The sequence below is a fragment of the Flammeovirga sp. SJP92 genome (assembly GCF_001583495.1).
GTDB lineage: Bacteria > Bacteroidota > Bacteroidia > Cytophagales > Flammeovirgaceae > Flammeovirga.
This window is the reverse complement of sequence record NZ_LQAQ01000093.1, coordinates 524,978-545,851: the sequence shown is the minus strand read 5'-3', so window position 1 is coordinate 545,851 and position 20,874 is coordinate 524,978. Positions and strand designations below refer to the sequence as shown.

The following is a 20,874-nucleotide window of genomic DNA, read 5'->3' as shown; positions in this document are numbered from 1 at the left end:
TTATGAGAAGTATTGATCATATTTCAGCTGTAATGATTCTAAAGAATGCAGAAGCGTGTCTTGAAGCTACTTTAGAATCATTGAAGCTATTTAAAGAAGTGATCATTTTAGATAATGGTTCAACAGATCGCTCTTTAGAGATAGCCGCTAAATATGAAAACGTTAAAGTCTATCATTCTGAATTCATTGGGTTTGGCCCTTTAAAAAACCTGGCAGTTTCTTATGCTAATAATGATTGGATTTTTTCAATAGACTCTGACGAGGTTCCTGACCCAACTTTACTAGAAGAAATCATTCACTTTGACCTCTCTGATACAAAAAAGGTGGCAACTATGCATCGTGTCAACGAGTATTTAGGGAAGGTAATTGCTGGAACCGATTGGGGAAATGAAATTATTGTTAGACTATTTAACAAAAGAGAAACAAGGTTTACGGATACAAAAGTCCATGAAACTATTGTTTGTGGACACCTCAAAAAAGTTAAGTTAAAAGGTAAATTATTGCATGAATCCTACACTTCTGTGGCGGAAATGATTACAAAAATGCAATTTTATACTTCCCTTTACGCAGAGCAAAATGTAGGTTCAAAAGATATACATCCTTTGATGATTATATTAAAGGGCTTTTTTGCTTTCATCAGGAGTTTTCTTTTTAAAGGAGGTTTTAAATATGGCTGGAGAGGTTTATTAGTTAGTTCATATGTCGGTATTGATGTATTGTTCAAATATTTCAAACTTTATGAGTTGAATTATAAGCGAACATTAAAAAAGGCTACTTCTGATAATTACAAAGTATTAATTGATCTTGAAAGACTAAAATACCCTAATTGTGGTTTAGGCCAAGTAAGTATTAATTTTTCAAATGCTTTGACTAAAATTGAAGATAAGGGAAACTTAGATTGGGAGTTTTTATTACCTTCTGAAAATAGAAAAAATTATATAAATGATAAGGAAGAAGTGTCTTTTAGGTATCATAATGCGTTGACCAAAAATGGGATGATTCCTGTTGATAAAGACATAGACCTTTTTCATTTAACCCATCAAATTACCGCTTATAAAGCTGTAAAAGCTAGGAAAAATATCTATACTATTCATGATCTAAATTTCTTAAAAGAGAAAAACAAAATTAAAGCTGATCGTGAGTTAAGTAAAATTCAAAAAGCTGTTAATAGAGCGGATGTGATTACCGTTATCTCAAAATTTACTGAAAAAGTAGTGAGAGATAACCTAACTATTCCACCTTCTACACCAGTAAAAGTAATTTATAATGGTGTGAAGTCTCCTATTCTGGAAGAGTCAGTTCAACCGAAAATAGATGATTCGCCTTTCTTTTTTTCCATTGGAACAGTAATGCCCAAGAAGAATTTCCATGTGCTTGTAGCAATGATGGAATTTATGGATCCTAAATATAAACTTTACCTTGCAGGTCAATGGGAAAAGTATTCATATGTGCATCAGATCAGAGATTTGATAGAAGAGAAAAAACTACAGGACAGAGTGAAACTCTTGGGACCAATTTCTGATCAAGAAAAGTCTTATTTATTTAAAAATTGTGAGGGGTTTTTATTCCCGTCACTTTTGGAAGGGTTTGGTTTACCGATCATAGAATCTATGCTGGCGAAAAAACCAACTTTCTCTTCCAACAAAACCAGTTTGCCTGAGGTAGGTGGAGAGTATGCCTATTATTGGGAAAACTTTAAGCCTGAGTATATGGCTGATGTGGTGAAAGAAGGGCTTAAAGATTTTAATTCCGATAGAACGAAAAAGGAACAAGAAGTATATGAGTATGCTTCTAATTTTTCATGGGAGAAGAATGCAGAAGAATATAATAAGTTATATATTGAAACCTTAAACAGTTAAGGCTTCAATATAAACTAATTATGGACTATAGTGACAATAAACAAATTTATCGTAAAATAAAGGAAAAGGGCTTATCGCTAGATTGTGTTTGTGAAGTAGGGGTATATTACCCAGAAACTTCTAATATTTTAGACTTTGTGAATCAGGGTGTGAGAACTATCCTTGTAGAACCTTCAGATGATTCACTAAAAAGGATTGACACCTTTTTCGAGAATAAAGATAATATTACAATCCATCCTGTTGCCGTCTCTGATAAGAACGGAACGTTAGAATTATCAAAAGCAGAAGCATCCACATTTATTTCAGACCTTCCAAAGAGTCCAGCATTAATCAATGATAATTTTAAAGTAACAGAAAATGAAACGATTACTGTTCCATGCGTTACTTTTGATAAAATTGATACTTTAGATATCGACTTATTAAGTATTGATATTGAAGGGGCTGAATGGTATGTTATTCAAAACTTGAAAAGTAGACCAAAAGTCATTTCTATTGAGACTCATGGAAAGTTTTACACTAATCCTTATATCAATGAGATTACTCAGTGGATCAACGAAAACAATTATAAAGTATGGTATAAAGATCATTCAGACACCGTTTTTTATAAAGAGGGTGAGTTAGAACTGACCTCATCAGAAAAGTTTGCACTCACTTGGATGAACTTTAGGATTAACTTGAGAAGATCAAAAAAATATATCTTCTGGCCATACTATCAGTTGAGAAAATAAAAATACTAGCCTTCTAAAGTTTTTTAGAAGGCTTTTTTACATTATAGCCTAACGGTTCTATATGCTCAGCCCAAAAATGAATATCAAATTTTGGCCACGCGTGAGTCCCCATAGGAAGAATATTATTGATCGCTACGCAATCTCTTGGTCTAGATTCAATACTGAATAAGAGTGCTTCTTTGGGATCAGGAGCTGTAAAAAATGAGTAAGCATAAGTAGAGTTTTTACCAAAAAACATGTCCTCATTTTTATAATTATTTTTAAAAAGCCTGGAGTTTTTGTTCTTAAGACGGATATAAGCATACCAGTTTTTAAGCCTTTTAGCAAAGTTGAAACTCAAAAAGCATTTTGGAAGGGAAGATGAAAGGTCAATCACTCGAATATGGTCCTCTATTTTGCGTAAGGATAATCCTCCATTTCCTACATGCTTATACCTAACTGGTTCATTGTCTGGTCCATGAGGCCATGGAGCCCCGATATATGAATAATTTCGGGCACACCACTTTTGTACCTGATCTTCAAAAATAAAGCAATCTAATTGGTAAATCATTAAGTATTTATAGGACGTGTTATAGGTCTTATAAAATTGCTTGTCAACCATCAGTTGGTTGTATCCGTGTACATTTTGAAAAAATGATTGGTCAAAGTATGTAAACTGATATTGGACTTTACTTTCCTCTAAAAAAGGAGTGTAAAATGAAGTGTCTAACTCTTTGTAAGTTATAATGGAAATGTCCCAATTCTTCAGAACTTTTAGACATTGCTGAAAAGAAATCAACTCGTTATTGTCTAAAACTTCTTTATAAATTGGAATGACAATTATGCATTCTTTCATAAATAAGGTGTCTGTTTAGCAAAATACTAATGCACAAAAGAGTGCTTAGTTAAAAAAATGAACAGTTGGTAATTATTGATTACCAATTGATGTAAAGTGAGCTTTATATGTAGTTAATATTACTAAGTACAAATTCAAAATTATCTAATACTAATTCTATTTATTGTTTTGGGATTAATTCCTTCAAAAAACTTTTAATAGAACCACTATTAGCACGTTTTTTAGTGTTGTACTCACAAAAAATAAATTAGAATGAACTATGATTTATTTTTGACTTAGTACTTATCAATTTATTCAGATAGTACTTACTATGAACATGTTGTGATATTATAAATATTGATTATAGCGTTGAGACTGTGTCCCCAAACTTAATCTTTTTTGTGGAATATATGAATGATCTAAGGATAAATTCTCAATGATCTCATTAATTTTATCCATTGAATAAAAAATAGTATTGTCTTTAAACTCTTGATACTTATTGAAAGAATGATCCATAATCATTACTTTTTCATAAGCATAAGCAAGGTTAAAGGCACCAGTGATTCTTGTTTTATACATATCATTACTGAATGAAGTATCCACTAATGGAAGTATAAAATCACTGAGTTGAATGTAAGTGTGAAAATCCTCATTGGACATAAATGAGTTTTTCAATTCTATATTCTTTTGAAGGTCCAGTCGCTTTACCTCCTCTAAAAGTTTCTTGTAATGTTCTTCATTACCTTTTCCTAAAAAGATAAATTTTACATTTGAAGGAACATTTTTTAATGCATTGATGAACCTCAGATATGGTTTTCTTTCAAAGAAAATCCCGCCAGGAATTGTAATCCATATCTCGTTTGCATCACTTTTTTTTATAGAGGGGTTGGTTTCAAACTTTGGAAAAAATTTAGGATAATAGGCTGTGAATTTATTTTTATCCGTAGAAAGTTCTTCAATTAGATAATCACTCAATGCAAACAGTTTCTTACACTTTTTAGCAATAATCTTGTAGCCAATACTTCCATTACACTTTTGTAAATTATGTAAAGTCCCAGTAAAATTGACGTTAGAAGGGAAAGGTAGCAGACACAAGTATTTTACAAAGTTGCCTTGCGCAGTATTGAAGATTACGGTATCAAACTTTTCTTTTAGAATATATGACCTGATTTTAAATGCCATTAAGATGTCATGATACTTATCCGTATCAATAACTTCCTTATGTTCATATAAATGATCATAGTCGATTAATTTCTCAACTTTTGGATCAAGAATTAAAGTGATTTTAGCATCTAAATTTTGTAAGAAAAGTACCTGTGAGTAAATACATTCAGAGTGAGATCCTCCGATTTCAATGATTGCTACTTTCATAGTTTAATAGTTCGTTAAATTTTTTACGCCATATACCCCAATTAAGTCTTGAATGATATTCATTTAAAGAAGATTTTCTCAAGCTGATCAATTTTTCTTTATCATTCCATAATTTTTCAATAGTATCAGCATATTCAGATGGCGTAGCATTAAGATCAAAGGTATAACCGTTTTTACCTTCCAAGATCACACTCTCCGTTCCTCCGACTTTAGTAGTGATTACAGGCAAAGAGTATGCCCCAGATTCAGAAAATACAATTGGTGTACAATCTGCAACGGTTGGAAGCACAAAAAATGTGGAATTTTTAAAATAATTCGTGAATAACTCCAGGTCTTTTTTAATGTTCTTATTTAGAAAAGGAATAATAGTGACATTTTTATCTCTAATAGATGGATTGCATCCAATAATCACCAATTCGGTATTTATTCCTCTTTTCGTCAATTCTCTTGTGATTGCCAATGCAGTTTCTCCTCCCTTTCTTTTCCAGTCTACTCCACTAAATAACAAACGGCATTTGTTATTGACATATTCTGAAGGGATATTTTCAGTATAATCTTCTAATGGAAGATTTGCCCCAAAGTCAATAAAAGAAACTTTATTTTTATCTGCATTGTAATAATTGACGGCACTGTCTACTGCCCATTGTGAACTATAAACTACTTTTGAAGCTCTCTTTAATAAGGCTCTTTCAATTTCGTGTCCTTCTTTGATTCCCTTTTTACTTAACCCCATAAAAGGCGCATAGAAATCAATCATATTTTCAAAAGTAGCATCATTAAGATAGATCATAGGGATTGTGGTATTTTTGATAAATGCTCCCATGAAAGGAACAGCACATACAAAAATATAATCGAAGTCCTGTGATGCTATAAATTCATCCATTTTGGAAGAATAGACCTTGGAGATTTCTAGATTTCGTTCATTAGCTAACCTTCCTTTCCCAATTTTATTGACATATTTATTGAAAAAGAGGCTTGCTTTTTCAGATTTGCTTAACTCTATTTTACCGTGCCAATAGACATCAAAATCTTTCTTTAATGTCATAAAGATAGTGTGAGCGGTACCGGACCAAGCCCTTTTATCATTAGGATCATCTTGAGATATAAATGCTATTTTTTTCATCTGAAATTTATTACAATAAGGTAAATGCAAGAATCAATGACTTTCTATTATACACAGAAAAAACCTGTTAAATGACTCATTAACAGTATTGATTTGAAAATTTATTATTTATGAACCTAGAAAATGTAATGATATCTTATTGATAAAATCACAAAGAAGGTGTTTATAAGCGTTTACTTCTCGAACTTTCTAAAGTAGCTCCTTATTTTTAAGGTGATGACACCAAAGAATGCTTCCTTAAAGATACTGCCACTCATTTTAGAATCGCCTCTTGTTCTGTCAGTGAAAACAATGGGCACCTCTTTTATTTTGTAGCCATATTTCCAAGTTTTGAATTTCATTTCAATTTGGAAAGCATATCCAACAAAATGAATTTTATCTTTATTCAAAATTGTTGTCAGCACTTTATTTGTGTAGCATTTGAAGCCAGCTGTAGTATCGTTGATAGGCAATCCAGTGATAAATCGAACATATTTACTAGCAAAATAGGACATTAGAACTCTTCCCATTGGCCAGTTGACTACGTTCACACCAGATTTATATCTAGAACCAATAGACATATCATACCCTTCTTCCTTACACGCCTTATAAAGGTTTTCTAGATCATTAGGATTGTGAGAGAAATCAGCATCCATTTCATACACAAACTGATAATCATGAGCCAATGCCCATTTAAATCCGTGAATGTATGCAGTACCTAATCCATTTTTTCCAGTTCTTTCTTCTAAAAATAAACGGTCAGGAAACTCAAGCATAAGTTCTTTTACTTTTGCTCCAGTACCATCAGGTGACCCATCATCAACAATTAACATGTCAAAATGAGTATTGAGATTCATTACAGCACGTATGATTAATTCTACGTTTTCAATCTCATTATAGGTTGGCGTTATTACTAGATTCTCTTTCACGGTGCAAAGATAGAAGTTTTGTTGTTAGTTATAGAATAATTTAAACACTAAGTATTATTTATTTGATGATCTTGTAATTTCGATATTCACCAATAATATAACCTCCTGTTAACTTCATAACGAACTGCTTTACAGCTTCTTTAAATGATGTTTTTTTGATTGAAATGTCTCTTTCAAACTTCCAGTTTTGTCTATTGATTCTATCTTGCATGACTTTTGGATGTTTTCCTTCAAAAAGACTAAGCATATCAATTTCTGAATAATCGAATTCTTCATTTGATGCTACTTGTTTCTTTTCCCCATCGTAAAATGACTTGAAATTAGAATTTTTCTGCAACATAGTCTTTGGAGGTCTTACCCAACCATAATGATAGATCCATGCATCAATTGGAATAACATTGAGCTTTTCGTTATTTCCTTTTCTGAAGCCTTGAGCATCTCTGTAAGAGTAAATTTCAGGGTTATTTTTTATAACACGAATTTCATTTCTATACCAGTTTGTAGAAGAACCAATATAGTCGTAAGAACCATAAAAGTGTTTATAATGGAATAGAAGACCGTCTACTTTTGGATTGTCTTTATGTTTCTCCATGGCCTCTCTTACCACAGGGTAGAAGTCTTCTTGAAGTGCCTCATCTCCCTGAATGTAAAAACACCAGTCGGTATCTTTAGAAATTTCTTTGAAAGCTTTGTTGGTTTCAACAGCTAATACTCTTCCTCCTTCCCTTAAATTGTCATCCCAAACCGTTTCAATTATTTTGATTTTGGTAGGATCAATAGCTTTAATTAAATCCAAAGTAGCATCTTCTGAATTACCAACTGCTACTACAAACTCATCACAAATTGGCAAGATAGATTTAATTGCTTCTACAATAGGATAGTCGTATTTGATTGCGTTGCGTATAAAGCTGAAACCTGTAACCTTCATATTACTCATTACATTTTCTAAAATTAGAATGCAAAGATATCAGTTTTTGAGATTAAGTAATGAGCTAATATTATTTTATCATTAAATCTTAATTATTTTTTAAGTTAGGACATAAAAAAAACATGAAAGTGCATTGTATTTCATGTTTTTTAGATGGATTAACCATAAATACCTTAATAGAACCCTATTCAGTTTTATCCTTAAAGCAGTTCCATTCCACCTTTTAAACTAAAAAGTTGGGCAGTAGTATTCAGTGTAGATTGATACACTTCAATCGCTTTTCTACTTCTTTTACCAGATTGACAATAGAAAATGATATGGTCTACTGCTGGAATTTCATCTATCCTTTCTTCCAGTTCAGCTAAAGGAATATTGATCCCGCCGATGTCATCAATCTCTCTTTCGTATTCTTCACGAACATCAATTAACACTGAGTTATCAACATTGTCGGTGAGTATCTGCTCCACTTGTTCATAACTGATCTCAATTTCATCATCAGGAATAGCACAAAAATCAAAATTATAATCACCCAGTGTTGATATGTTGGCAACTTTTGGATTTTTCTTGAATTTCAACGTTTGAAATTGCATATCTAAACCACTTACCAACAAAAGTTGACCACTTAATACATTTCCAGCTCCTGTGACCAACTTAATCACTTCTGTGGCTTGCATAGTTCCCATAATGCCTACCATTGAACCGACTACTCCAATTTCATTACAATTTGGAGCCTCTTCTTGTGATGGTGGATTAGGAAAAATACAGCGGTAGGTAGGGCCACCTTTGTAGTTGAATACAGAAAGCTGTCCATCAAAACTCTGAATAGAGGCGGAAACCAAAGGTTTGTCTTCTATCACACAAGCATCGTTGATGAGGTATCTTGATGAAAAATTATCTGTTCCATCTACTACCACATCTGCTTTTTTGATGATGGATAAAGCATTTTCTTTTGAAAATTGCTCTAAAATTACCTCCACATTGCAATCAGGGTTCATTGCAATGAGGCGGTCTTTGATCACTTCTGCTTTGGGTTTGCCAATGTCAGAAGTAGTGAAAAGTACTTGACGTTGAAGATTAGAAACGGAAACGACATCATGATCAACAATAATCAAATGTCCAATTCCTGCTGCCGCAAGATATTGTAATACAGGACATCCCAATCCACCTGCACCAATCACCAAAACAGAAGCATTTTTCAGTTTTTCCTGTCCTTCTGCTCCAATCTCCTTTAATCTGATATGTCTGTCGTATCGTTTGTATTCTTCTTTCGTCAACATAATTAAGTTCTTAAATCTTCATTTTCTGTGGATTTGCCCAAATGCTAAACGTAGCAGGCTACGTTACTACTGAAGTGCTAGGTCCCAGTCTTTCCAAACTACTTCGTAACCTTGGCTTTTCACCATCTCTGCAAATTCCTCCGCAGATCTTTCATCTGAGATTTCAAATTGTTCCAATGATTCAGGTTCTACTACATATCCACCAGGGTTTGTCTTCGATCCTGCCGAAGCGGAAGTAATTCCTAGCTTGATGATATTGTCTCTGAAGATAGGGTGTTCTCTTGTTGATAAAGAAAGTTCTACTTCTTCATCAAATAGGCGGTAAGCACAAATCAACTGTACCAATTCTCTATCATTCATTTCCACTTTAGGTTCTAAACCTCCCGAGAAAGGTCTTAATCTTGGGAATGAGATAGAATATTTGGTTTGCCAATAGGTACGCTCAAGATAGTCTAAATGCAATGCTGTAAAGAATGAGTCTGTTCTCCAGTCTTCTAAACCAATCAATACACCTACACCAATTTTATGAATACCAGCTTTACCCAAACGGTCCGGCGTATCAACTCTGTAATCAAAGTTCGATTTCTTTCCTTTCGGGTGATGCTTTTTATAATCGTCCTTATGGTAAGTCTCTTGGTATACCAAAACAGTATTCAAACCTGCCTCAATCAGTTCTTCATATTCATCTTGGTCCATTGGTTGCACCTCCATTGAAATATGAGAGAAATAAGGTTTCATCAGTTTGATGGCATTCTTAATGTACTTTACACCAACCGTTCTATTGGCTTCACCAGTTACCAAAAGAATGTGCTCAAAACCCATTGTACGGATAGCTTCTGCTTCGCGAATGATTTCTTCGTCAGAAAGTGTTCTTCTTCTTACTTTATTGTCTAAAGAAAAACCACAATACGTACAAATGTTTTGGCACTCATTCGAAAGGTACATTGGCGTGTACATCTGAATCGTGTTGCCAAATCTCTTCTTTGTCAACTGATGACTTAATTGTGCCATCTGCTCTAAATAAGGAGCAGCCGCAGGAGAAATTAAGGCTTTGAAATCTTCTAAATTTCTTTTCTCTTTTCCCAAAGCACGCTCCACATCATGAGCGGTTTTGGCGTAGATACTCGCCTTTACTTCATCCCAATTATGTTGATAAAATAAATCTTGATACATAAGTCAGGGAAGAGGGAACAGGGAAGAGAAACAGGGAAAAGGAAAGAGAAATCTGATCTCCACCTCTTACCTCTTACTTCTTACCTCTTACCTCAACATTAAAGTTGGTTCAAAAATCCTGTTAATGGCGAACTTGCTTCTGCAGTTACTCTTGGTTGAGCAACTTGTGCTAAGTGTGCCGCTCTACCTGCTTCTACTGCTTGACCGAATGCTTTACCCATAGCTACGGGATCTCCGGCAACAGCAATGGCAGTGTTGACTAAAACTGCATCAGCTCCTAATTCCATAGCATGTGCTGCATGAGAAGGGGCACCGATACCTGCATCAACAACAACAGGAACGTTACTTTGTTCAATGATGATCTCTAAGAAATCCAATGTTTTCAGTCCTTTATTACTTCCAATTGGAGCACCTAAAGGCATTACTGCGTCACATCCTACTTCTTCCAATCTTTTACATAAAACTGGATCAGCGTGAATGTAAGGTAATACCACAAAACCTAATTTCTTCAATTCTTCTGCCGCTTGAAGCGTTTCAATCGGGTCAGGCATTAAATACTTAGGATCAGGGTGAATCTCTAATTTTACCCAGTTGGTTCCTAGCGCTTCTCTTGCCAGTTGTGCAGCAAAAACAGCTTCTTTAGCTGTTCTAGCGCCAGAAGTGTTCGGTAATAAGTTGAATTGATCGTGTTGAAGGTGCTTTAATACATCATCATCAGGATTGTCAACGTCTACTCTTTTTAGAGCAACAGTGACTAACTCTGATCCTGAAGCGATTAAAGATTTCTCCATCAGATCATTTGACATAAACTTTCCTGTACCTGTGAAAAGGCGAGAGTTGAAAGTTTTATCAGCTATTTTTAATTGATCCATGAGGATAATTTTTTATAAAATTCAGTTATAAAACAGGAGTTGAAGTTCTATTCAAAATATCATTCATAACAGTTACTACACCGGCAGGGTTGATTGCATTGGCGATAACTCCTGATACAGCGATACCGTGAACACCTGTTTTTAATATATTTTCCACATCTGTCACTTCAATACCACCAATTGCAATAATTGGCGTATCAATACCTCTTTCTTTACATTGGTCTAAAAGTGATTGATAGCCTTCCAAACCTAAAATCGGGCTCAGTTTCTTTTTTGTTTGTGTAAAACGAAACGGCCCTAATCCAATATAATCTACACCATAGTCATACAGACGTTGAATGTCTTCGATGGTATTGGCTGTGCCTCCGACAACTTTTCCTTCTCCCAAAATTTCTCTAGCTTCTGCAGGAGAAATATCCTCTTTACCCACATGCACACCATCAGCATTCACTGCTTTGGCTACGTCTGGACGGTCGTTGATAAGGAGAATAGCATTGTGAAGATCAGTGATGATTTTAGCTTTTTTGGCTAAAGCAATGTAATCTTCAGTGCTGATATCTTTGGCTCTTAGTTGTATCCATCGACAACCCGACTCACACGCTTCTTGGATATGCTGAAGGTGGTTTTTGTCTTTTTTTTCTGTCGAAATGTAATGCAGTTTGTGTATCATGATATTGTTATGAAATGATGTTGTCCAAATTTACTTGGGTCACTTGCTAAGTAATCTTCGATATAAATTTTACCTAAACGGCAGGCTTCTTCAATTGATTTTCCATGGGCAAGGTAACTGCTGATGGACGATGCCAATACGCAACCTGAACCATGTTTTTCGAAAACCTCTATCGGTCTACCTTCAATTTTTGTGATATTACCTTTATAAATCAGAGAGTCCGTTCCTTTTTCTGTAGGATGATGTCCGCCTTTTAAAAGCACATGCGTAGACTGACTGATTTTGATGGCTTCTTCAAGCGGATCGTTGTCAGAAAGCTGTTGCATCTCTTTCCAGTTGGGAGTGATCAAGTCCACTTTCTTTAAAACTTTATCCAGCTGACGAATGGTTGTTTCATCATGGAAATCAAAGCCAGCACTCGCACTTAATACAGGATCAAGTACGACTTTACACATTGGGTAAAATCCTTTGATCAGATCAATCCAATGCCTCATCAATTTGAAATTCTCTATGATGCCAATCTTTAATACATGAATAGGATAACGTTCTATGATTGGTAAAAGCTGTGCAGTAATCACATCAGCACTTACCCAGTTCATTCCTATAAATTCATCTCCGGTCTGATATGTCAGTGCTGTACAAATTCCGAAACCATGAACATCATGTGCTTCAAAAGTTTTGACATCTGACAATACTCCAGCTCCGGCTGAGGGATCAAACCCTGCAAGTATTAAGGCATTAGGTCGAGTGTTTTCCATGACGATTGTAATTCGAAGGCTTTATTTTTGATTTCTTCTGAAGAAGCATTCCATAAATATCCCAAAATTGCTGCTCCTGTAAATGAAGACCCATCTAACTCTGAAAGAGTTTTAGGAGTGATACCTCCTAATGCAATGATTTGATGATGTGGAAAACGTTCCTTTTTCATCCTTTTCAGAATCTCTTTGTTGGAATTGTACCCAATTTTTGAAGTGCTATCAAATACAGGGCTCAGAAACAAGTAATTGAAAAGTGTAGGGATTTCTGGAATCTCGTCCATCTGATGTACAGAAGAACTCAATCGTAATCCTTTCTTTTTCCAAACTTTTAACGTTGCTTCATTCAACTCTTTTCGCTGAGATTCTTTAAAGTGAATTCCACCAACATTATACTTTTCAGAAAGAGTATAATGTTGGTGTAAAGTTATTCTAGAGTGAAAATGAGTAGGGATAACTTCGAGTAAGTTTTTGATTTCCTCTTCAGTGGCATTAGGTTTTCGAAGGTGAATAATGTCAATGCCATTGTTCAGCCAACAAATAATCTGATCCACTTCAGAGTTGTAAAAGCTTTCTTTAGTTAAACCTATTGTGGGAGGTAAGAGGTATGAGGTAAGAGGTAAGAGGTTTTCCTCACTAGGATTTAAACCAATTCCTTTTTTATCTTCCTTCTTAAATATTTCTCTTTCTTCCTCCATACTTCTCATTTTCGGGTAGACACGTACGTCTCTATCGGGTAGACACATAGGTCTACCCCTACGATGGAAACCTAAATTCTAGTGATAGATTTCTCCTCCTAATTCTTTAAACTCTTCAGACTTTTGCTTCAAGCCTTCTTCTTGCTCTTGTTTTGCAGCAAAATCACGAACATCTTGAGTAATCTTCATCGAACAGAAGTTTGGTCCACACATCGAGCAGAAGTGAGCAACTTTTGCACCTTCAGCAGGAAGTGTTTCGTCATGATATTCACGAGCAGTGTCTGGATCAAGAGACAAGTTGAATTGATCTTCCCAACGGAATTCAAAACGAGCTTTTGACATAGCGTTATCACGGTATTGAGCACCTGGGTGACCTTTTGCCAAGTCAGCCGCGTGTGCTGCAATTTTATAAGTGATAACACCTTCTTTTACGTCTGCTTTGTTTGGTAAACCTAAGTGCTCTTTTGGAGTTACGTAGCAAAGCATTGCTGTACCGTACCAACCGATTTGAGCGGCACCAATTGCAGAAGTAATGTGGTCATAACCAGGAGCGATATCCGTAGTCAATGGACCTAATGTATAGAAAGGAGCTTCGTAGCAGTCTTGCAACTGAGCATCCATGTTTTCTTTGATCATGTGCATTGGAACGTGACCAGGACCTTCAATGATCGTCTGTACGTCATGCTTCCAAGCAATCTTAGTCAACTCACCTAATGTTTTCAATTCTGAAAGTTGAGGCTCATCGTTTGCATCAGCAATTGAACCTGGACGAAGACCATCACCTAATGAGAAGGCTACGTCATAAGCTTTCATAATCTCACAAATCTCTTCGAAGTGAGTGTACAAGAAGTTTTCTTTGTGATGTGCTAAACACCATTTCGCCATGATTGAACCACCACGAGATACGATACCAGTCACACGTTTTGCTGTCATTGGAACGTAACGTAATAATACACCTGCGTGGATTGTGAAGTAATCCACACCTTGCTCTGCTTGTTCGATCAACGTATCACGGAAAATCTCCCATGTTAAGTCCTCTGCTTTACCATTTACTTTTTCTAATGCTTGGTAAATTGGCACTGTACCGATTGGCACTGGAGAGTTACGGATTACCCACTCACGTGTTTCGTGGATGTTTTTACCTGTAGAAAGGTCCATGATTGTATCAGCACCCCAACGGCAAGCCCAAACTGTTTTTTCTACTTCTTCCTCGATCGAAGATGTAACCGCAGAGTTACCAATGTTAGCGTTGATTTTCACCAAGAAGTTACGACCAATAATCATTGGCTCAGATTCAGGGTGGTTGATGTTGTTAGGAATTACAGCACGACCCGCTGCTACTTCATCACGAACAAACTCAGGAGTAATTTTACCTACTGGAGTGTTTGCACCGAAGCTGTTACCTGGGTGTTGTGTACCAAATTTACCTTCTTGCTCTTCAATTCTTTGGTTCTCACGAATAGCAATGTATTCCATTTCTGGAGTGATGATACCCTTACGAGCATAATGCATCTGAGAAACGTTTTGACCTTTTTTTGCTTTCAAAGGCTTTTTGATGTGCTCGAAACGCAAGTGATCTAATTCAGAATTTTCTAAACGTTCGATACCATACTCAGATGATAACTTAGGAAGCTCTTCTACATCACCTCTGTCAAGAATCCAATCCTTACGCAATTTGTTCAAACCTTTTCTTACATCGATCTCAATTTCAGGATCAGTGAAAGGTCCAGATGTATCATAAACTGTGATTGGAGGGTTTTTCTCTACTTTGTTCAGGAATTTGTGGTTCGTATCCGCCTGCTCGATTTCACGCATCGCTACTTTGATGTTGTGAATCTTACCGTCAACATAGATCTTTTTCGATCCAGTGAATGGCTCACGGCTGATGACTTCCTGACTAGGGATTTTGTCTTGCTTTTTCATTTTTTCGTAAGTGTTTATTCGAGTGAAGAATTAAGAAAATCGGGCGTTTCCTCTGCTTAATTCATAAAAACATCTGATCTACCAATCCCAAAAAATCAATTTTGTTTTGAGAAATCAGTAAAGAATAGAAGTGAAAGATCACCAATGTTCTTAATTCTTCAGTTTTATTCTTCAATCAAATTATCCTCCTTGTGCAGGAGCGACTATCGTGACATGATCATTTTCAGTGATCGCATGTTTTTCCCAAAGATCTTTTGAAATAATTTCATCATTAATGGCGACCGCAACTGTACCACGTGCCACCGAAATATTCATGTGTTCTAATAATTGTGCTATAGAGTAAGCACTTGGAAGTGAAACAGACTTATTGTTTACAGTGATATTCATTTCTTAATTAAAATTTGAAATGTAGGAGTTACCATGAGTAATATGATCAACTCAAAATCAATACAATCAATAAACCTTAGGAGGGAATGCACGGAATGCGTGCAAGAGTAGAAATGACTTTTCCCTTCGTCGGTACTAACCGCATCAGGTTCAAAGGGTATTTCTCAGTTCGATTTAACGAACACCCCTAAAGTGTAAAGTGTGGCAAAATTAATAAATAAAAATTAAAAGACTAGTTTAAAATTAGTTATAAATGATTTTTAAGGGGTAATGTGGGTGAAAGTCACGTTTTGAGGTATAAATAGGATAAGTAGGTAAGAATGGTTTTTTCGCTGTGAGCGAAGTTCATGTTATAAATTCAATATTCTATTCTTTATAAGTTCTTATGATCATCAAAAATCTAATTCTACAACTCAATAAAACCCTAAAAAAGAAGTAAGTTCGCACATTAAAACTCACACTTAACATTTTATCGATCCGATGGAAGAAGAATTCAAAGGGCAAGGACACATGCTTCACCTCAAATTACCGACTGATCCGAAGTGGGTAAACATGGTGGAGAAAAACAATATTGAGGAAATTTTAGTTGATCATGCATACTGTGAACAGAAAGCAGCAACGGCAAGTATGTCTATCATTGTCAACTATCCTGAATTGGATGATGTGGTGGATACTTTGATGCCGATTGTAGCAGAAGAATGGGAACATTTTGAAAGAGTCGTAAAGCAACTCCGAAAAAGAGGCTTGTCTTTGGGACGTATGCGTAAAGATGAATATGTTAATGCGATTGTGAAGTTTGCTCGAAAAGGAGGTTCAAGAATGGATCAATTAGTAGACAAACTTCTTGTGAGTGCTTTGATTGAGGCTAGATCTTGTGAGCGATTCAAATTACTTTGGAAAGGATTGGATGATGAAGATTTAAAAAGCTTCTACTATGAATTGATGATTTCTGAGGCAGGGCACTATGTCACTTTTATTGAGCTGGCGAGAAAGTACAAACCAAGAGAAGAAGTGGATGCTCGTTGGCAAGAATTCTTAAAATTTGAAGCAGACCTACTCAAAACAATGGATGTCCGAGGAGATCGAATGCATTAGCAATTTTCAGTTAACAGATTCTTAATTGATTAAACTGTGTAAAGATCAATTATAAATGATTAATTTTGTGTTGTGATGTTTTTGGAAGAAATAGAAGAAAAAAGAATGCGTTTTCAAGTCGAAGATGTGGAGTCATTTCGTCTGCAGGCATGGAATTGGGGTAAGGATGAAACTTACTGCACTTACCTGTATGATCACGGAATAGATTACCCTAATGGTGGTTTTAAGCACTTACTGGCTGTTGGGGCTAAAAAAGTTTGTGATATTGAAGATGGAAACTCTTTTGAAAGTGTCCAAAAGTTTCATAATCAACACAAAAGTTGGCTGTTTGGTCATTGGGGATATGACCTTAAAAATGAGGTGGAATTGCTATGTTCTGACCATCAAGATGGTATTGACATGCCAAATGCCTTTTTCTACATCCCTAAAACTCTATTCATTTTTGAGGGAAATGAGGTGCAAATTGTTTCAGACGGTGATGCCGAAGCTATTTTTTATCAAGTTTCTCAACAAGAAGTGCCTCAACCTTCAATTGATGGCTGGGGTGGAGAAGTGAGTCCAAAGATCTCTCATAAAATCTATATCGATACTGTAGAAAGAATACAGGAACATATCGTAGAAGGAGATGTTTATGAGGTCAATATCTGTATGGAATTCTTGGCAAGAGAAGCGGAGATTGATCCGTTTGATTTGTACTTAAGAATTTCAGCATTATCACCTGCTCCTTTTTCAGCATTCCATAAAGTGAAAAACAAGTTTGTCGCTTGTTCTTCTCCGGAGCGCTACATGAAAAAAGAAGACAATAAAGTAATTTCTCAGCCTATTAAGGGAACAATCCGAAGAGGAAAAACAGAGGAAGAAGATCATCAATTGAAAGTACAGCTTCGTAACGATGAAAAAGAAGTGGCAGAAAATATGATGATTGTGGACTTGGTGAGAAATGACTTAGCTAGAACTTGTAAGGCAGGGACAATCAAAGTACCAGAGATTTTTGGAATCTATGGTTTCAAATCCGTCTTCCAGATGATTTCAACAATTGAAGGAGAAATCAAGGAAGGTATTCCTTTTGCGAAAGTATTGAAAAACGCATTTCCAATGGGAAGTATGACCGGAGCACCAAAAGTGATGGCAATGGCATTGATTGAAACGTATGAGCGTACGAAACGAGGTTTATACTCTGGTTCTATAGGTTATATCACTCCAGAAGGAGATTTTGATTTTAATGTAGTGATCAGAAGTGCCTTTTATAACGCCAGAAATAAATACTTATCCTTCCAAATTGGTAGTGCGATTACGATCGACTCCAATGCAGAATTAGAATATGAAGAATGTTTATTGAAAGCGAAAGGAATGCTTGATGCATTAAATGCTGAGATGGAATTGAAATAAAATGTTGTAATGCATTTTGAAGATATATAACCCTTGACTGTGAAAACAGTGAAGGGTTTTTACTTTTTTAAGAGGGAAGTCGTGCTTAATATTGACTCAAATCGTAAAGTGTCTTTAATAAGAATAATATCAAAATCACATTAAAAAAAGCCTTCACAACTTTTGGATTTACTTTTACTACTAATTCAGCTCCAATCCAACTTCCTGCAAAAGCACCTACTACACCCACTAATCCATAATCCCAATACACTAAGCCCTCTATCATAAAAAAGGATAAAGCAGACATAGATGAAATCATGGCCAGACTTTTAGAAAAAGCAACGTTGACCATCACAGGAATATTACTGAAAAACGAAAGGATAAAAAAGCAAATAACACTTGTGCCCGGACCGAAAAAACCACTGTAAAGTCCAATAAAAAAGGCTGTAGGATATACTATTTTTGAAGGTACATTGTCGTCAAAATCTGTCTCAGATTTAGGATGTTTTCGTTTATACCATTCAAGTACAAACAGAAAAAGAATAATAATCAAGAGAAAGTAAAGCATGTACTTCGCGTTCATCAGTTTGCTTAATTCTGCTCCACAAACGGCCATTACTAATGAAATACCACAGGCAATTAATAGTTGTTGGTTAATCTTCAAAAAACCTTTTCTATGATACTGAAAAGTGGCAGTGATTGAAGCTGTTGTGAGAATCACTTTATTCGTTCCGAGAATAACGGCATCCGGTAATCCAAGGTAAATTAATGCAGGTAATGAAAGCATTCCACCTCCACCTGAAATAGAGGTAATCACTGATGAAAAACTACACACTAAAAACCAGAAGATATATTTGTAAATTTGTTCGTCCATTATCAGAAAGTATTAGGTTATTCACCTTGATGAGCATGTTTCAAACATGTTCTAAATCGCACAAAAGTTCTTTGGCTCAAAGATACCTAATATAAATGATAATACAGGATAATGAATACAATACATGTTGAGCAGTAAATACCCATTAGAGGAAGTCCAACCTTCATAAAATCTTTTGTTTTATATCCTCCAGGGCCGTAAACAATCCAATTGGTCTGATAACTAACAGGGGTTAAAAATGCGGCAGAAGCCGCAAATGCAATGGCTACGAAAAACGGTGTGCTAGGAAGGTTGAGCATTTCACTCACCGAATAGGCGATTGGAAATACAATGGAAATTGCAGCAACATTCGTTACAAAAGAGGTCAATAACACAGTGACTAAAAATAATCCTATTAGTACACCTATCACACCGAAAGGTAAGAAGATAGTAATAAACATTTTACTGACTATTTCAGAGGCTCCTGATGCAATAAATGCATCACCCAATGTCAGTGCTGACATCAAAAGAACGATGAGGTCTAGATCAAGTTCTTTATTGACGGTATTAAAAGTGGTGGCTTTGATAAGCAGTAACCCTGCAAAGGCTATAATAGCTCCTGTAAGGATAGAAATAATTCCTGATCCTATCAAAAATACTAATCCCATCAACACTCCTAAATAAATTCCTTTGTGGACTTCCTTAACCACCGGTCTCTGACTCTCAATAGTGGATAACACATAGAATTCCTTATAAGATTTCATGTTAGAAAAGAAAGTGTCGCCGGCGGATAATAAAAGCATATCGCCAGCTTGTAGACTGATGTTTTCTAATTCACCCGTTACCTTATGACCGTTTCTATGTATGGCCACTAACTCCACATCATACTTTTCTTTAAAGTTGATTTTATTGATGTATTTTCCATCCAAAAAGGAGTTGGCAGGAATAACGGCTTCCACAATTTCGGAGTCATCTTCATGGTTGGGAACATCTAGTCCAAGGTCCGAATTGACAATGTTCATAATATTGTCAGTTTGTCCCATAAACATGAGCTGATCTTTGTATTGGAACGTAAAATCATCTGGAATAGGAGTGATGACTTCACCACTGCGGTGTACCTCAATCAGGTAAGCCCCTGAAAACTTTTTGAGCTCTGATTCATTGACCGTTTTATTTATGATTTTAGAAGTATTGTGTACTTCCAAGGCCATTAGATATTCAGGAGCAATGGCTTTTGCATCATCAAAAACTTCTTTATTTTCAGGTAATAAATTGTAGCCGATGGTCACTAAATAGAGAATTCCTAAAAAAGTCACCAAAATCCCTAAATAAAGGAAGTCGGTATAGGCTAAAAGGGGGAGGTTATTCGTTTCTATAAAACCATTGAGGACTAAATTGGTTGACGTACCAATAATCGTAATCATACCGCCCAGAATTGTACTGAAAGAAAGCGGGATCAATAATTTAGAAGGGTGAGCTCCCATTTTTTTACACCAATTGTAGACATAAGGAGTCAAACCAGCCACAACGGGAGTGTTGTTGGTGAAGGAAGACAGAAATGCGGCAAATGAAATGACCTTCAGTAAAAAGAATTTAGGATTTTTGGATTTACCAATCATCCTATCCAAAATAGCTTCTAAATTAAAGGTATGATAAAGATGAGTAGTCACAATAACTAGCACAATGATTGTAGCTATTGAAGGGTTACTCATAGAGTGCAAAATGTCTTTTGAAGTAATTGTTCCGGTGACCAAAAGAATCACAACACCGATAAAGAAAATAACAGAAGGTTTGGCACGCTCTCTCAAGAGTCCTATCACTACTAAACAAACAGTGATGAGTACAATCCATTTTTCTACATCGTGTGGTAAATAGTGACTGATATGTAAGATGGGAATAAGAAACTTAGGCATAGATTTGGGTTATAGATTATAACCAATATAGACTTTTTGAGATTATAAAAAAGTGATGATTATCAACGAAATTTTGATAAAGATTAAAAAAAAATGCTTTTTCAAGAAGTAATGTAGTCACTTGATTTGATATATTAAATTCATATAGGAAAAAATCCT

At 35.5% G+C, this 20,874-nt stretch carries 19 protein-coding genes and 1 riboswitch; of the genes, 4 read left to right on the top strand and 15 right to left on the bottom strand.

What is annotated here, in order from left to right; genetic code table 11:
• The first annotated feature begins 2 nt into the window (after positions 1-2).
• A complete protein-coding gene (locus AVL50_RS32805; protein WP_062618812.1) occupies positions 3-1,859 on the top strand; it encodes a glycosyltransferase in 1,857 nt (618 codons plus the stop codon).
• Between the two features lie 20 nt (positions 1,860-1,879).
• Positions 1,880-2,587 carry an FkbM family methyltransferase gene (locus AVL50_RS22935; RefSeq protein ID WP_062618810.1) on the top strand — a complete coding sequence of 236 codons (708 nt, stop codon included), beginning with the start codon at positions 1,880-1,882 and terminating at the stop codon, positions 2,585-2,587.
• Positions 2,588-2,600: 13 nt separating this feature from the next.
• Here the strand turns inward: AVL50_RS22935 and AVL50_RS22930 are convergent, their stop codons facing one another.
• The 13 genes from AVL50_RS22930 to thiS form a co-directional block, all read right to left on the bottom strand.
• A complete protein-coding gene (locus AVL50_RS22930; protein ID WP_062618808.1) occupies positions 2,601-3,422 on the bottom strand; it encodes a DUF5672 family protein in 822 nt (273 codons plus the stop codon).
• Positions 3,423-3,749: 327 nt separating this feature from the next.
• Positions 3,750-4,772 carry a hypothetical protein gene (locus tag AVL50_RS22925; RefSeq protein ID WP_062618806.1) on the bottom strand — a complete coding sequence of 341 codons (1,023 nt, stop codon included), beginning with the start codon at positions 4,770-4,772 and terminating at the stop codon, positions 3,750-3,752.
• Positions 4,753-5,895 (bottom strand): glycosyltransferase family 4 protein, encoded by a 1,143-nt coding sequence (locus tag AVL50_RS22920; protein WP_062618804.1) that lies wholly within the window; start codon positions 5,893-5,895, stop codon positions 4,753-4,755. Before AVL50_RS22920 ends, AVL50_RS22925 begins: the two co-directional genes overlap by 20 nt.
• A 173-nt stretch (positions 5,896-6,068) precedes the next feature.
• Entirely contained in the window at positions 6,069-6,803 is a 735-nt protein-coding gene (locus AVL50_RS22915; protein ID WP_062618802.1) for a polyprenol monophosphomannose synthase, read from the bottom strand.
• Positions 6,804-6,861: 58 nt separating this feature from the next.
• The gene (locus AVL50_RS22910) at positions 6,862-7,740 is read right to left on the bottom strand and encodes a glycosyltransferase family 2 protein (RefSeq protein WP_371259052.1); all 879 of its coding nucleotides are present in this window, start codon (positions 7,738-7,740) and stop codon (positions 6,862-6,864) included.
• Positions 7,741-7,931: 191 nt separating this feature from the next.
• Positions 7,932-9,008, bottom strand: a complete 1,077-nt coding sequence (gene moeB / locus AVL50_RS22905) for a HesA/MoeB/ThiF family protein (RefSeq protein WP_063850846.1) — start codon at positions 9,006-9,008, stop codon at positions 7,932-7,934.
• A 66-nt stretch (positions 9,009-9,074) separates the two neighbouring features.
• On the bottom strand, positions 9,075-10,181 hold the full coding sequence (gene thiH / locus AVL50_RS22900; RefSeq protein ID WP_062618797.1) for a 2-iminoacetate synthase ThiH: 1,107 nt from the start codon (positions 10,179-10,181) through the stop codon (positions 9,075-9,077).
• 98 nt (positions 10,182-10,279) lie between these two features.
• Complete coding sequence (locus tag AVL50_RS22895) at positions 10,280-11,053, bottom strand: thiazole synthase (protein WP_044204544.1); 774 nt, start codon at positions 11,051-11,053, stop codon at positions 10,280-10,282.
• A gap of 25 nt (positions 11,054-11,078) precedes the next feature.
• Positions 11,079-11,723 carry a thiamine phosphate synthase gene (locus AVL50_RS22890; RefSeq protein ID WP_062618795.1) on the bottom strand — a complete coding sequence of 215 codons (645 nt, stop codon included), beginning with the start codon at positions 11,721-11,723 and terminating at the stop codon, positions 11,079-11,081.
• Positions 11,720-12,481: a hydroxymethylpyrimidine/phosphomethylpyrimidine kinase gene (locus AVL50_RS22885; protein WP_063850844.1), complete on the bottom strand. Its 762-nt coding sequence runs from the start codon at positions 12,479-12,481 to the stop codon at positions 11,720-11,722. Before AVL50_RS22885 ends, AVL50_RS22890 begins: the two co-directional genes overlap by 4 nt.
• Positions 12,454-13,176, bottom strand: a complete 723-nt coding sequence (locus AVL50_RS32800) for a thiamine phosphate synthase (RefSeq protein WP_172826904.1) — start codon at positions 13,174-13,176, stop codon at positions 12,454-12,456. The genes AVL50_RS22885 and AVL50_RS32800 overlap by 28 nt, the downstream gene beginning before the upstream one ends.
• 78 nt (positions 13,177-13,254) lie before the next feature.
• Positions 13,255-15,099, bottom strand: coding sequence for a phosphomethylpyrimidine synthase ThiC (thiC, locus tag AVL50_RS22875; protein ID WP_062618790.1), 1,845 nt, complete (start codon positions 15,097-15,099; stop codon positions 13,255-13,257).
• A gap of 180 nt (positions 15,100-15,279) precedes the next feature.
• Positions 15,280-15,486 carry a sulfur carrier protein ThiS gene (gene thiS, locus AVL50_RS22870; RefSeq protein ID WP_062618788.1) on the bottom strand — a complete coding sequence of 69 codons (207 nt, stop codon included), beginning with the start codon at positions 15,484-15,486 and terminating at the stop codon, positions 15,280-15,282.
• A 104-nt stretch (positions 15,487-15,590) separates the two neighbouring features.
• A riboswitch (TPP riboswitch) is annotated at positions 15,591-15,685 on the bottom strand.
• Positions 15,686-15,966: 281 nt separating this feature from the next.
• Between thiS and AVL50_RS22865 the strand changes: the two genes are divergently transcribed.
• Positions 15,967-16,581: a tRNA-(ms[2]io[6]A)-hydroxylase gene (locus AVL50_RS22865; RefSeq protein WP_240970838.1), complete on the top strand. Its 615-nt coding sequence runs from the start codon at positions 15,967-15,969 to the stop codon at positions 16,579-16,581.
• Positions 16,582-16,686: 105 nt separating this feature from the next.
• Positions 16,687-17,970, top strand: coding sequence for an anthranilate synthase component I family protein (locus AVL50_RS22860; RefSeq protein WP_063850883.1), 1,284 nt, complete (start codon positions 16,687-16,689; stop codon positions 17,968-17,970).
• An 85-nt stretch (positions 17,971-18,055) separates the two neighbouring features.
• On the opposite strand, the gene AVL50_RS22855 is transcribed toward AVL50_RS22860, so the two are convergent.
• Positions 18,056-18,823: a sulfite exporter TauE/SafE family protein gene (locus AVL50_RS22855; protein ID WP_062618786.1), complete on the bottom strand. Its 768-nt coding sequence runs from the start codon at positions 18,821-18,823 to the stop codon at positions 18,056-18,058.
• Positions 18,824-18,909: 86 nt separating this feature from the next.
• Complete coding sequence (locus AVL50_RS22850; RefSeq protein ID WP_062618785.1) at positions 18,910-20,715, bottom strand: SLC13 family permease; 1,806 nt, start codon at positions 20,713-20,715, stop codon at positions 18,910-18,912.
• Positions 20,716-20,874: the final 159 nt, after the last annotated feature.

What these genes read in the sequence shown, in the direction of transcription:
- thiH (WP_062618797.1), bottom strand. Translation starts at nt 10,181, where the DNA reads ATGTATCAAGATTTATTTTATCAACATAATTGGGATGAAGTAAAGGCG.
- AVL50_RS22910 (WP_371259052.1), bottom strand. Translation starts at nt 7,740, where the DNA reads ATGAGTAATATGAAGGTTACAGGTTTCAGCTTTATACGCAACGCAATC.
- AVL50_RS22860 (WP_063850883.1), top strand. Translation starts at nt 16,687, where the DNA reads ATGCGTTTTCAAGTCGAAGATGTGGAGTCATTTCGTCTGCAGGCATGG.
- AVL50_RS22920 (WP_062618804.1), bottom strand. Translation starts at nt 5,895, where the DNA reads ATGAAAAAAATAGCATTTATATCTCAAGATGATCCTAATGATAAAAGG.
- thiS (WP_062618788.1), bottom strand. Translation starts at nt 15,486, where the DNA reads ATGAATATCACTGTAAACAATAAGTCTGTTTCACTTCCAAGTGCTTAC.
- AVL50_RS22885 (WP_063850844.1), bottom strand. Translation starts at nt 12,481, where the DNA reads ATGGAAAACACTCGACCTAATGCCTTAATACTTGCAGGGTTTGATCCC.
- AVL50_RS22850 (WP_062618785.1), bottom strand. Translation starts at nt 20,715, where the DNA reads ATGCCTAAGTTTCTTATTCCCATCTTACATATCAGTCACTATTTACCA.
- moeB (WP_063850846.1), bottom strand. Translation starts at nt 9,008, where the DNA reads ATGTTGACGAAAGAAGAATACAAACGATACGACAGACATATCAGATTA.
- AVL50_RS22930 (WP_062618808.1), bottom strand. Translation starts at nt 3,422, where the DNA reads ATGAAAGAATGCATAATTGTCATTCCAATTTATAAAGAAGTTTTAGAC.
- AVL50_RS22935 (WP_062618810.1), top strand. Translation starts at nt 1,880, where the DNA reads ATGGACTATAGTGACAATAAACAAATTTATCGTAAAATAAAGGAAAAG.
- AVL50_RS22890 (WP_062618795.1), bottom strand. Translation starts at nt 11,723, where the DNA reads ATGATACACAAACTGCATTACATTTCGACAGAAAAAAAAGACAAAAAC.
- AVL50_RS32805 (WP_062618812.1), top strand. Translation starts at nt 3, where the DNA reads ATGAGAAGTATTGATCATATTTCAGCTGTAATGATTCTAAAGAATGCA.
- AVL50_RS32800 (WP_172826904.1), bottom strand. Translation starts at nt 13,176, where the DNA reads ATGGAGGAAGAAAGAGAAATATTTAAGAAGGAAGATAAAAAAGGAATT.
- AVL50_RS22865 (WP_240970838.1), top strand. Translation starts at nt 15,967, where the DNA reads ATGGAAGAAGAATTCAAAGGGCAAGGACACATGCTTCACCTCAAATTA.
- AVL50_RS22895 (WP_044204544.1), bottom strand. Translation starts at nt 11,053, where the DNA reads ATGGATCAATTAAAAATAGCTGATAAAACTTTCAACTCTCGCCTTTTC.
- thiC (WP_062618790.1), bottom strand. Translation starts at nt 15,099, where the DNA reads ATGAAAAAGCAAGACAAAATCCCTAGTCAGGAAGTCATCAGCCGTGAG.
- AVL50_RS22855 (WP_062618786.1), bottom strand. Translation starts at nt 18,823, where the DNA reads ATGGACGAACAAATTTACAAATATATCTTCTGGTTTTTAGTGTGTAGT.
- AVL50_RS22925 (WP_062618806.1), bottom strand. Translation starts at nt 4,772, where the DNA reads ATGAAAGTAGCAATCATTGAAATCGGAGGATCTCACTCTGAATGTATT.